The 12,125-nt window shown below is 58.3% G+C and carries 11 protein-coding genes and 2 pseudogenes; 9 read left to right on the forward strand and 4 right to left on the reverse strand.

Going from position 1 to position 12,125, the window contains the following annotated elements; translation table 11 throughout:
• From PHW99_RS11220 to PHW99_RS11255, 9 genes and pseudogenes are all read left to right on the forward strand, one after another.
• The coding region (locus tag PHW99_RS11220; RefSeq protein WP_300177144.1) for an ethanolamine ammonia-lyase subunit EutB at positions 1 to 1,206 on the forward strand (1,206 nt) is incomplete at its 5' end.
• A gap of 11 nt (positions 1,207 to 1,217) precedes the next feature.
• Positions 1,218 to 2,090, forward strand: a complete 873-nt coding sequence (eutC, locus tag PHW99_RS11225) for an ethanolamine ammonia-lyase subunit EutC (protein WP_300177147.1) — start codon at positions 1,218 to 1,220, stop codon at positions 2,088 to 2,090.
• Between the two features lie 2 nt (positions 2,091 to 2,092).
• Positions 2,093 to 2,749 (forward strand): ethanolamine utilization microcompartment protein EutL, encoded by a 657-nt coding sequence (gene eutL / locus PHW99_RS11230; RefSeq protein ID WP_300177150.1) that lies wholly within the window; start codon positions 2,093 to 2,095, stop codon positions 2,747 to 2,749.
• Position 2,750: 1 nt separating this feature from the next.
• A complete protein-coding gene (locus PHW99_RS11235; RefSeq protein ID WP_300177153.1) occupies positions 2,751 to 3,041 on the forward strand; it encodes a BMC domain-containing protein in 291 nt (96 codons plus the stop codon).
• Positions 3,042 to 3,073: 32 nt separating this feature from the next.
• Positions 3,074 to 3,958 (forward strand): annotated as a pseudogene (locus tag PHW99_RS11240) (SLBB domain-containing protein); the annotation flags it as partial.
• Between the two features lie 198 nt (positions 3,959 to 4,156).
• Positions 4,157 to 4,321, forward strand: a pseudogene (locus PHW99_RS18840) (biotin/lipoyl-containing protein); the annotation flags it as partial.
• 39 nt (positions 4,322 to 4,360) lie between these two features.
• Positions 4,361 to 4,912 carry a BMC domain-containing protein gene (locus PHW99_RS11245; RefSeq protein WP_300177159.1) on the forward strand — a complete coding sequence of 184 codons (552 nt, stop codon included), beginning with the start codon at positions 4,361 to 4,363 and terminating at the stop codon, positions 4,910 to 4,912.
• Between the two features lie 113 nt (positions 4,913 to 5,025).
• Positions 5,026 to 6,402, forward strand: a complete 1,377-nt coding sequence (gene eat / locus PHW99_RS11250) for an ethanolamine permease (protein ID WP_300177162.1) — start codon at positions 5,026 to 5,028, stop codon at positions 6,400 to 6,402.
• 195 nt (positions 6,403 to 6,597) lie between these two features.
• Positions 6,598 to 7,797, forward strand: coding sequence for an acetate kinase (locus PHW99_RS11255; protein ID WP_300177165.1), 1,200 nt, complete (start codon positions 6,598 to 6,600; stop codon positions 7,795 to 7,797).
• A 79-nt stretch (positions 7,798 to 7,876) separates the two neighbouring features.
• Here the strand turns inward: PHW99_RS11255 and PHW99_RS11260 are convergent, their stop codons facing one another.
• The 4 genes from PHW99_RS11260 to PHW99_RS11275 all read right to left on the reverse strand — a co-directional run bounded on the left by PHW99_RS11260 (position 7,877) and on the right by PHW99_RS11275 (position 11,946).
• Positions 7,877 to 8,749 (reverse strand): ABC transporter permease, encoded by an 873-nt coding sequence (locus PHW99_RS11260; protein WP_300177168.1) that lies wholly within the window; start codon positions 8,747 to 8,749, stop codon positions 7,877 to 7,879.
• A 94-nt stretch (positions 8,750 to 8,843) separates the two neighbouring features.
• Entirely contained in the window at positions 8,844 to 9,728 is an 885-nt protein-coding gene (locus PHW99_RS11265) for an ABC transporter permease (RefSeq protein WP_300177171.1), read from the reverse strand.
• A complete protein-coding gene (locus tag PHW99_RS11270) occupies positions 9,725 to 10,867 on the reverse strand; it encodes an ABC transporter ATP-binding protein (protein WP_300177174.1) in 1,143 nt (380 codons plus the stop codon). The genes PHW99_RS11265 and PHW99_RS11270 overlap by 4 nt, the downstream gene beginning before the upstream one ends.
• An 11-nt stretch (positions 10,868 to 10,878) precedes the next feature.
• Positions 10,879 to 11,946 carry an extracellular solute-binding protein gene (locus PHW99_RS11275; RefSeq protein WP_300177177.1) on the reverse strand — a complete coding sequence of 356 codons (1,068 nt, stop codon included), beginning with the start codon at positions 11,944 to 11,946 and terminating at the stop codon, positions 10,879 to 10,881.
• Positions 11,947 to 12,125: the final 179 nt, after the last annotated feature.

Genomic DNA, 12,125 nt, shown 5'->3' on the forward strand with positions numbered 1-12,125 from the left:
GAGCTGCGGCTGTCTGACCTGCGCAACCACCCGGTGGTGCCCTATGAAGAAGACTGCGTCACGCGCCTGATTCAAGACAACGTGAACGAAGCGGTGTACCGGCGCATCCAGAACTGGAGCGTGGGTGAGCTGCGCGAATATGTGCTGAGCGACACCGCCACGCTGGAAGAGCTGGAGGTGCTGCGCAAGGGCCTGACCTCGGAGATGGTGGCGGCGGTGGCCAAGATTTGCTCCAACGGCGACCTGATCTACGGTGCCAAACTGTTGCCGGTGGTGGCCAAGGCCAACACCACCCTGGGCCTGGCCGGGCGTTTCAGCAGCCGCCTGCAACCCAATGACACGCGCGACGACACCCGCAGCATTGCGGCGCAGATTTATGAGGGCTTGTCGTATGGCTCGGGCGATGCGCTGATTGGCGTGAACCCAGTCACCGACAACGTCGAGTCGGTCACGCGCATCCTGAACCAGATTTATGAAGTGATTGAGCAACACCAGATTCCCACCCAGGGCTGCGTGCTGGCGCACATCAGCACTCAGATGGAAGCGGTGCGCAAGGGGGCACCAATTGGCTTGCTGTTCCAGAGCATTTGCGGCAGTGAGAAAGGCTTGAAAGAATTCGGCATTTCGCTGGAGATGCTCGATGAAGCCGCCGACGTGGGGCGGCATTATTCGCGGGTGGCCGGTGGCAACTGCCTGTACTTTGAAACCGGCCAGGGCTCAGCCTTGTCGGCCAACGCCCACCATGGGGCCGATCAGGTCACGATGGAGGCGCGCAACTACGGCCTGGCGCGGCACTACTCGCCGTTCATCGTCAACACCGTGGTCGGTTTCATCGGCCCTGAATACCTCTACAACAGCCGCGAGATTTTGCGTGCCGGGCTGGAAGATCACTTCATGGGCAAGCTCTCGGGCATTTCGATGGGCTGTGACTGCTGCTACACCAACCACGCCGATGCCGACCAGAACTCCAATGAGAGCCTGCTGATGTTGATGGCCACTGCCGGTTGCAACTTTGTCATCGCCATGCCGATGGGTGACGACATCATGCTCAATTACCAGACCTGCTCGTTCCACGACATTGCCACGGTGCGCCAAACGCTGGGCTTGCGCCCGGCCCCGGAGTTTGAGCACTGGCTTGAAGCCCGCGGTTTGATGCGCCAGGGCAAGCTGACCCGCGCCGCCGGTGATGCATCGCTGTTTTTCTGATGGGAGCGACCATGAACGAAGCCCAAATTGCCGAGATTGTTCGCGCCGTGATGCGTGAGCTGGAGCAAACATCCACCACGGTGGCCCAGCCAGAAACACCAGTGCCAGGTGAGTTGCCTGACCTGGGCAGCGAAGAGGCCCGGCTCTGGGTCGGGGTCACCGAGCCCAAGAGCACCGATGTGTTGACCGAGCTGCGGCGCAGCACCCGCGCCCGGGTTTGCGCCGGGCGCAGCGGCCCGCGCCCACGCACCCAGTCGCTGCTGCGCTTTCTGGCCGATCATTCGCGTTCCAAGGAAACCGTGTTGAGCGAGATTCCAGCGGAGTGGGTGCAACGCGCTGGCTTGCTGGAAGTGCAGACCGAAATCACCGAGAAAGGCCAGTACCTGACCCGGCCTGACCTGGGCCGCACGCTCAGTGCCCAGGGGTTGGAGATGGTCAAAACCCAGTGCATCAAGGCCCCGGATGTGCAACTGCTGATCTCGGACGGCTTGTCCACCGAGGCCACCACGGCCAATTTTGATGACATCGTGCCGCCGCTGATCCGTGGGCTGGAGTCTTTGCAGCTCAAGGCCGGCACCCCTTTGTTTGTGCGTTTTGGCCGGGTCAAGGTGGAAGACCAGATTGGTGAGCTGTTGCAGGCCAAGGTGGTGATTCTGCTGATTGGTGAACGTCCCGGTCTGGGCCAGTCTGAGAGCCTGTCGTGCTACATGGTCTACAAGCCCACCAGCCATACCGTGGAGGCCGAGCGCACCTGCATTTCCAACATCCATCGCGGTGGCACGCCGCCGGTGGAAGCCGCCGCCGTGATTGCCGAGCTGGCCGCCCGCATGCTCAAGGAGCAGGCCAGCGGCATTGCCCTGGGCAAGAAAATGGCCGGAGGCTAAGCATGTCGACCTTTGAAAAAATCCCGGTGTCGGTCTGCGCGGTGCGCTTGATTTCGTCCTTGCAGGCTGATTTCAAAAAGGAACTCAAGCTCGATGACAGTGTGTTCAGCCTGGGTGTTTTCACCGCTGACTCGGACGACGTGGCCTACATCGCCGCCGACGAGGCCACCAAACAGGCCAATGTGCGTGTGGTCTACGGCAACTCGTTTTATGCCGGGGCCAAACACGGCCCCTCCAGCACCGCCGGTGAGGTGATTCTGATGCTGGCCGGGCCGTCCCCTGCCGAGGTGCGTTCCGGGCTGGGTGCGGCGCTGGCCCATCTGCGTGACGGCGCGGCGTTTCAGTGGGCCAATGACGCACACACGGTGGCCTTTTTGTCGCATGTGGTGTCGCGCTGTGGTTCCTATCTGGCCGAAGTCGCAGGTGTCAAGGAAGGGGATTCGCTGGCTTACCTGGTGGCCCCGCCGCTGGAAGCCGCCGTGGGGTTGGATGCCGCCCTCAAGGCGGCCGAGGTGCGGCTGGCAGGTTATGTGCGCCCACCTTCACCGACCAATTATTCCGGCGCGTACCTGCAAGGCTCACAGGCCGCCTGTCGTGCCGCCTGTGATGCGTTTGCCCGCACCGTGGCCGACATTGCGGCCCAGCCGCTGGTGTATTGAAATGGCTGCGTCCTACGGTTTTCTGGAAGTGCAGGGCCTGGTCTGTGGCGTGGAGGCTGCGGATGCCATGCTCAAGGCGGCCAACGTGCGTCTGATCAGGCAGATCACCACCAACCCCGGGCTGATCACACTGGTGGTGGAAGGTGACATTGGCTCCTGCCGGGCTGCCGTCGATGCCGGGCGCAGCGTGGCCGAACGCTTGGAGGCCTTGGTCAGCGAGAAGGTGATTGGCCGCCCCGAGCCTGATTTGTCCGTATTTTTGCGCCCACCGGGCCAGAGGAAAAAACCGTGAACGAGATTGCGAACAAGGCCCGCGCGGCGGGGGTGGTCGGCGCTGGCGGGGCGGGCTTTCCGACCCATGTCAAGCTGATGAGCCCGGCCGAGATTTACCTGGTGAACGGCGCGGAGTGCGAGCCGCTGCTCAAGGTGGATCAGCAATTGGCTGCCAAGTATGCCCATCAACTGGTCCGCGGTTTGCAACTGGCCATGCAGGCTGTCGGTGCGCGTGAGGGCGTCATTGCGTTCAAGGCAAAGTATGTCGAGGCCATTGCTGCCGTGCAGCCTTTGCTGGCCTCCAACATGCGGATCCACATTCTCAAGGACGTTTATCCGGCTGGAGATGAGGTGATCACCATCTGGATGGCGACGGGTCGGCGTGTGCCGCCAGCCGCTCTGCCAAAAGATGTGGGCGTGGCGGTCAACAACGTGCTGACCCTGATCAATCTGGCCCGTGCCGTGGACGAAGACGCGCCAGTGGTGGATCGGACGCTCACCATCTCGGGGGCCGTGTCAGACCCGATCACGGTCACGGTGCCGATTGGGACACCGTTGCGCGAGGTCATTGCGCGGGCAGGGAGTGTGACGGTTGACAAACCCTATTTTGTCAATGGCGGGCCGATGATGGGCAAGCTGATCTCGTCGATTGACCAGCCCGTGACCAAAACCACCGGAGGCATCATTGTCCTGCCGGAGGACCACGTCGTCATTCGTCGGCATCGGCAACCGATGCAGGATGTGCTGGCCATTGCACGCGCCGTTTGTGAGCAATGCAACCTGTGCACCGAGTTATGTCCACGGCATCTGATTGGCCATGAGTTGCATCCAGCACTGATTGTCCGCTCGGCCAATTACCGTGACATAGGCAAACCCTCCGTGTTGTTGTCTGCACTGACCTGCTCTGAATGCGCCATTTGCGAACAGTGGGCCTGTCCTGTGAACATTTCGCCAATGCGCATCAACGTGGCGCTGAAAGCCAAATTCCGCGCAGAAGGTGCCCGCTATGTGGGCGATCTTCGCCCGCTGGATCCGATGGCCGAACACCGTCTGGTCCCCACTTCCAGGCTGGTGACCCGGCTGGCCATCTCGGCCTACAACAAAAAGGCCCCGCTGGATGAAACAGCCAGTCGCAGCTCACGTGTGGTGCTGAACCTGCGTCAACACGTGGGCGCCGCTGCCGTGCCTGTGGTACAGGTTGGTGACACGGTGCAACGTGGGCAGCTGGTGGCTGAAATTCCGGCAGATGCCTTGGGTGCACGAGTCCACGCCAGTATCAGCGGTCGCGTCGAAGAAGTAGCCGCACAGTTCATCTCCATCACGCATTGAAAGCCTCATATGAGCCATCACGCCATAGGTCTGGTTGAATTCACCAGTATTGCCCAGGGCATTGCCGCCGCCGACGCCATGGCCAAGACCGCCAACGTTGAAATCCTGATCGCCAAGAGCATTTGTCCAGGCAAATACATTGTCATGATTGGCGGCGACGTTGCCGCTGTCAAACAATCCGTTGGTGTTGGTACGGAGCAGTGTCCAGATGTGGTTGTGGACAGTTTTGTCATTCCCAATGTGCACCCGTCGGTACTTCCTGCCATCAGTGGCGGCACGCACATTGAAAACGTGGCCGCGGTGAGTGTGATCGAGACCTATTCGGTCTGCGCCACCATTGAGGCGACCGATGCCGCTGTGAAGGCCGCATCGGTTGAACCCATTCGTATGCACCTGGCTTTTGGCATCGGTGGCAAGAGTTATGTCGTCCTGACCGGTGAGGTGGCCGATGTGATTGCCGCAACCAATGCTGGCTCGGCTCTTGCTAGCGACAAGGGTTTTCTGGTTTCACAGGTTGTCATACCGCGCCCCAGCCGGCAGTTGATCGACCAGCTTCTTTGAGGACGCATAAATACCTTGTGTTTGTGCATCCTTAATCGCGCGAAAGCGCAAATCGTCTCTGCCTGGCATCACCTGGCGGAGTTGTTCATTCAGTCTCAAAAGGAACCTTGCGTATGAATCCACAACACAACCCAGGCTTAAGCAAGTCCCTGGGAACACTGGAGCTTTGGGGTATTGCCGTTGGTCTTGTTATTTCTGGAGAATATTTCGGTTGGAGTTATGGCTGGGCCTCAGCCGGGACAATGGGTTTCCTGGTGACCACATTTTTTGTGGCACTGATGTACACCACATTTATCTTCAGCTTCACCGAGCTGACCACCTCGATCCCTCACGCAGGTGGCCCATTTGAGTACAGCCGGCGGGCTTTTGGCCCCACGGGTGGATACATTGCGGGTTTTGCCACGTTGATCGAATTCGTGTTTGCACCACCGGCCATTTCGCTGGCCATTGGGGCTTATGTCAATGTTCAATTCCCTGCACTGGATCCCAAACTGATTGCGGTTGGCGCGTACCTGGTCTTCATGACCTTGAATATCCTGGGCGTTCACATCGCCGCGATGTTTGAACTGGGTGTCACGCTGCTGGCCATTTTTGAGTTGCTGGTATTCATGGGGGTGGTTGCACCCGGGTTCTCCATGGTGAATTTTGTCAAGGGTGGCTGGGCCGGTCAGGATGGTTTCAGCATGGCGGCCTTTTCGGGCATCTTTGCAGCTATCCCGTTTGCGATCTGGTTCTTTCTGGCGATTGAAGGCGTCGCGATGGCCGCTGAAGAAGCCAAGACACCGCGACGTTCCATTCCCATCGCCTATATCGGTGGCATTCTGACACTGGTGATTCTGGCCACAGGTGTGATGATTTTTGCTGGTGGCGCTGGCGACTGGACCAAACTGGCCAATATCAACGACCCTCTGCCGCAAGCCATGAAAATCATTGTGGGTGAAAACAGCGGTTGGTTGCACATGCTGGTGTGGCTAGGCCTGTTTGGGCTGATTGCGTCGTTTCACGGCATCATCCTCGGTTATTCCCGACAAATCTTTGCCTTGGCGCGTGCGGGTTATTTGCCCGAGGTGCTGGAACGCGTTCACCCCAAACGGCATACACCCTATGTGGCTATTCTGGCCGGTGGGGCTGTTGGCATTGCCGCCATCTTCAGTGATTCATGGATCACATTTGGCGGTCAGTCCCTGACGGCCAATATCGTGACGATGTCGGTTTTTGGTGCCATTGTGATGTACATCATGAGCATGCTCAGCCTGTTCAAGCTGCGTGCCACTGCACCCCATATGGAACGTTCCTACCGGGCACCTCTGTATCCCATCTTCCCGGCCATCGCGCTGATCGGAGCGTTTGTGTGTCTGGCGACCATGATTTATTACAACGCATTGGTGGCCGGTGTGTTTGCCGGCTTGATGGTGGTGGGATATGTGTATTTCCTGACGACCCACGCCCGTCGGTCCGAAATGCTGGCGGCTTCGGGTTCGATAGCCTGAAAGATTTTGCTGGATGAATCCCGGGTGTGGCTTGGTCCCCACCCGGGCAATGAATTGACGGATTGCACTGGATTTTGTGGTGCAGCGCGACCAGATCGACTGGGTTTCCCCAATTTGTGCTTGGCAGCCAGCTTGCAGTAGCGGTAGCAGCACATCGATTTTTGCAATTGAAGACACGCACCTGCAAGGCTTGGCATGAATATACTGGTTATCAACTGTGGCAGCTCTTCACTGAAGTTTGCGGTATTTAACCTTCATGAAACGGATGCACCTCTATGGAGCGGCTTGATTGAGAGAATCGGTACTCACACACCGGTCAGCATTTCATGGAGCGATCAGGCGCAGAAGGTGCATTTTGAAATCCCCGCTTGTCAGCATCGCCAGGCCATGGAGTGGCTGGTGGACAAATTTGATCAACTTGGCATCACTGCAACGCTGGGGGGGGTAGGGCACCGTTTTGTTCATGGAGGGGAGACATTCAGGCAAAGTGTTCTGGTCACACCTGCGGTTCTGGACACCCTGAAAGCTTGCCTGGATCTGGCGCCTTTGCACAACCCGGCCAATTTTGAAGGTATTGAGTTGACGCAGAAGGTTTTCCCGCATCTGCCCCAATGCATTGTTTTTGATACGGCATTTCACGCCACCATTCCCGAGCACGCGTACCGTTATGCATTGCCTGAAAAATATTACGCCGAACATCACATTCGGCGTTATGGGTTCCATGGCACTTCACACAGTTACATTGCCAAAAAAGCCCGGCAGATTTTGCAGGAAAATGATTGTGATGGGTTGGGCATGGTGAGTTTGCATCTTGGCAATGGTTGTTCCAGCTGTGCCATCCTGGATGGCAAGAGTGTTGATACCAGCATGGGTTTTACGCCGCTGGAAGGTTTGGTCATGGGAACCCGTTCTGGCGATATTGATCCAGGGGTCTGCCTCTATTTGGCTGAGAAGTGCCAGATGCCGGCGCAGGAGATTTCTGACTTATTGAACAAAAAGAGTGGTTTATTGGGTGTCTCTGGTGTTTCCAATGACATGAGAACCTTGCTGGAGAAAGAAAAGGAAGGACATGGTCCCAGTGCGCTGGCGCTTCATGTTTTTGCCTACAAGGCGGCTCAGAGTGTGGGCAAGATGATGGTGGCGCTTCCGCGTCTGGACGCGTTGGTTTTCACCGGTGGTATTGGTGAAAACTCTCCGACGATGCGCGCGCGCATTGTGGAGCATCTGAAGTGTTTCCATCTCTTCCTGGCGCCGCAGGCCAACCACACCCATGGAAAGGCTGACGATGGCTTTATTCAAGGCCCGACGTCATTGGCCAAAGTCTTGGTGATTCCGACCCAGGAAGAATGGCTCATTGCACAGGAGACATTGGAACTCACCGGTACCCGGTACTGAGCCGGGAAGGCGCTTGACCGGCCCAGGAACGTTCAAGATCAACAGATGACGTCTGCCAGGTGAAGGCAGACGCCGACTTTCAGGATGAACCGTCTGCGTTGGCTGTTTTGGATTTGCGCATCAATGTCAATGCCAGGATGGCAGAAGCCACCATCAGTAACAGGCTCACGGCATTGAGCACGGGTGTGGCACCTTCACGCATGCGGCCATACATCATCACGGTCAGCGGTGCGTCCGAGCCGACCAACATCAGCGTGGTGTTGAAATTCTCGAATGACATCAAAAAAGAGATGGCGGCTGAGCCAATCAGCGCTGGCTTCAGGTAGGGCAGGGTGATGGTCCACAACACGGCACTGCGCGACGCACCGAGGTTGTACGCGGCTTCTTCCAGCGTGGCATCAAAGCGTTTCAGGTGCGCAGTGATGGTCAGGGTAGCGATCGACACAATGTAGGAAAACTGCCCCAGCACCACCAGTGGCAGGCCGGGTCGGAAAAAGTTCAGCTCCAGCCCCCACAGCTCATCGGCCAGATTGGCGATGCGGCTGGCAAAGGCCAGAATGGAAATGCCCAGGATCACCCCCGGAATCACCAGCGGGGCCAACATCAACATGGACAGCGCCTGTTTGCCACGAAACTGGGTTCGCTCGATCAGAAAGGCATTGGCGGTACCCACCAGCACCGACAGCAGGGTCACCCAGCAGGCCACCACCACACTGGTCCACAGGCTACCCAGCATGGCGCTGTCGGCAAACAAGCCGGTGCGGCCTGAGCCGTCATGGCCGACGAACCAGTCCAGTGTGAAACCGCGCCAGGGCGGCGCCGGGTAGGGCGCATCGTTGAAGGCAAACACGGCCACGATGACCAGCGGCAGGAACAGGAACGCAAAAAACGCGGTCGCGTAGACCACTGTGCTGACACGCAGCCAAGCCGGACGGGGCAACGAGGCAATCATGGCGTGGCTCCATCAATGTGCATGCCGAATTGGCCTTTAGCCCAGTACTTGTTTGGGTGTGTAGCTATAAATTGAATAGCGATCAAAGGTATCTTCATGATCGTTGCATCACTTCACCAAATTTCTGACCACTGAGCTTCAGACCGGCCCAGACAATGGCGGTGCTCAAACCCAGCAGCAAAAAGCCAAATGCCGCACCCTGTTCCCAGTTGAAACGGGTGATGAACTGGGTGTAAATCTGCTCGGTGAACCACTGGGAGTTTTTGCCACCCAGCAGGGTGGGCGTGAGGTAGTTGCCCAGCGTCAGCATGAACACCACAATGCAACCCGCCACGATGCCGGGGGCTGCGTGCGGGATGACGATCTGGCGCAGGATCGACCAGCCGTTGCCACCCAGGTCGTAGGCCGCTTCAATCAGGGCGTCATCCAGGCTTTCCAGCGCACTGATCAGCGGGATCACCATGAACAGCATCGAGGTGTAGACCAGCCCGACCAGAATGGTGGCGTCGTGGTAGAGCATTTCCACCGGTGCGGGCGTGACCCCCAGCCAGACCAGGAAGGCGGGCAACACGCCGGATTCGCGCAGCAGAATCATCCAGCCCAGCGTGCGCACGGTTTCGCTGACCCAGAACGGGATCAGGCACATGACAAACAGCATGGATTTCGACTTGCCCTTGACCAGCTTGGCAATCGTCCAGGCGATGGGAAAAGCCAGCAGCAGGGTGATGGCGGTGGCCACGATGGACATCAGCGCGGTGCGCACAAAGGTGTGCCAGTACAGCGGCTCGTCAATGAAGGTGCGGAACTGCGCCAGGCTGGGCTCGTAGACGCGCGGGGCCACCCGTTCACTCAGGGACAGAACCCCCAGCTCGACGTGTGGCAGCAGAATCAACCCGAGCAACCATAACAAGGCCGGCGCCAGCAGCAACAACAGCATCAACCGGGCCGAGTTGCGGCCGTCAGATCCAGCTGTGCTCATGGTTGACCTGCGGCAAAACAAACGGCGCGCTGCGGGTCAAACCCGAAAGACACACTCTCACCCACACACAGGTCCGCAAATTCGCCGGTCTGCGGCAGGGCAATGCGGAATTCCGCGTGTGAGCGCTCTTCTTGTAACAAGACGGCCGAATTGGCACCATCAAACAGCAGACTGCTGACACGGGCCTGGTAACAGGGCAGGCCGGCATCTGTCAGCACGGCTGAATGGCGCGCCAGGCGTGCCACTTCCGGCCGGACAAACGCTTCGACGGCATCACCACGCCCAACCTTGCCAATGGCACGGGCCGGAATGACCAACCCCTGCTCGCTGGTAACGCTGGCCAGGTTGCCGTTGACTTCGGTGGCGCGCCCGGCGACCCGGTTATTGGCCCCGACGAATCCCGCGACAAACGGAGTTTGCGGTTCGTAATACAGCTCTTGAGGTGTCCCCAGCTGCTCAAAATGGCCATGGTTCATCACCGCCACGTGGTCAGACAGCACCAGGGCCTCGGACTGATCGTGGGTGATGTAGACAAAGGTGGTGCCAAAAGCGGCTTGCAGCTGCTTGAGCTCAATTTTCATGTGCTCGCGCAGCTTCAGGTCCAGTGCGCCCAACGGCTCGTCGAGCAACAACAGCGTTGGCTCCAGCACCAGGCTGCGGGCAATGGCCACACGTTGTTTTTGACCGCCAGAGAGCTGGTCCACCCGCTTGTTCTGGGCGCCGGGCAGACTGACACGTTCCAGCATCTCGCCAACGCGGCGTTGAATTTCGTCTTTGGCCACCCCGCGGCGCGCCAAGCCATAACCAACGTTGTCACCCACACTCATCATGGGAAACAAGGCCAGGTGCTGGAACACCATGTTGACTGGCCGCCGATTGGGCGGCACGTTGTTCATTGACTTGCCGCCAATGAGAATGTCGCCAGAATCCGGGCTCAGAAAGCCCGCGATCATCCGCAACAGTGTGGTTTTACCGCAGCCCGACGGCCCAAGGATAGAGAAGAAACTGCCCCGCGCCACGCTGAATGACAAGTCATCCACCGCATGAAAAGCGCCGTAGTGTTTACGTACGGCGACGGCTTGCAGGTCAGGCTGCGCCGCGCCAGAGGTGGCGGGCGCAGCAGGAAGAGAGGCACTCAACGTCTCAGACCTTAGTTGGCAGCTTTGATACGGTCGAGCACGCGGCCTTCGATGTCTTCAATGCCAGCCGGCACTGCCGGGTACCACTTGACGTTCTTCAGGGCAGCTTCAGGGAAGCTGGCGGCAAACTGGGCCTTGAGCTTGGCATCCATCAACTGGTCAGCACCTTTGGAGCCGGTGAAGTTGCCGGCGGACTTGGCCACGCGGGCAGCGATCTCGGGGCGCATGTTGAAGTTGATCCAGGCGTAGGCCGCGGCATCATTCTTGCCCTTGGCTGGAATGGCGAAGGTGTCGATCCAGCCGAGCGCACCGGCCTTGGGAGCGATGAACTGGATTTCAGCCTTTTCGTTGTTGAGTTTCCAACCACCCGTGTCCCACATCATGGCACCAACAATTTCACCGGAGCGCATGCCGTTGAGCAACTGGTCCTTGTTGTCCCAGAAGAACTTCAGGTTGCCCTTGCAGGCAATCATGGTCTTGCCAACTTCGTCCATCAGCGCGCTGTAGGCTTTGGTATCGCCGTACAGGGCAAACGGATCCTTGCCGGAAGCAAAGGCAAAGGCCAGCAGGGTCGGGCGCTTCAGTCGAACAGCGGTCTTGCCCTTGACATCAGCCTTGCACAGGTCTGGGTAATCAGCCAGTTTGGCCAGCTTGGTGTTGACCACCAAGCCATCGGTACCCCAGATGTGCGGCAGGCCGTAAACCTTGTTGGCCAGGGTGGTGTTTTTCTTGGTGGCATCCAGCATGGAGGGGATGAACAACTCGGACTTGATCTTGCTGAGATCCATGGGCTTGTAAATGCCGAATTCCTGTTGCGGGCCTGTAATCCGGTCCTGTGACGGCTGGGCCAGGTCAAAGCCGGCGCCGCCGGTGGCACGCAGCTTGGAAATCATTTCTTCGTTGTTGGACAGGGTCACTTCAACCTTGTAGCCGCTTTCTTTCTCAAACTGAGCTACCACGTCAGCGGGCGCGTAATCGGCCCAGGTCAGCAGGCGCAAGGTTTTTTCCTGCGCCAGCGCGGAGCCAGCACAGCCCAGCGCGACAACGCCAGCAGCAATCAGTGAGTAGCGGATTTTCATAGTGAGTCCTTGGTTTGAAATAGGCGATCTGAATGACAGAACAGGTTGATGAACCTGAGCCACAGATGCTAGGTTTTGAAAATGACATTCTGATGTCAAGAACATGTCACCCAATCACGGGTTTTCCCTTGTTTTGAACGCTTTCGAAAGGTCGAATTACATTCGTGTTACCTTATTAA

This window comes from Rhodoferax sp. (assembly GCF_028689305.1).
Taxonomy (GTDB): domain Bacteria; phylum Pseudomonadota; class Gammaproteobacteria; order Burkholderiales; family Burkholderiaceae_C; genus Rhodoferax.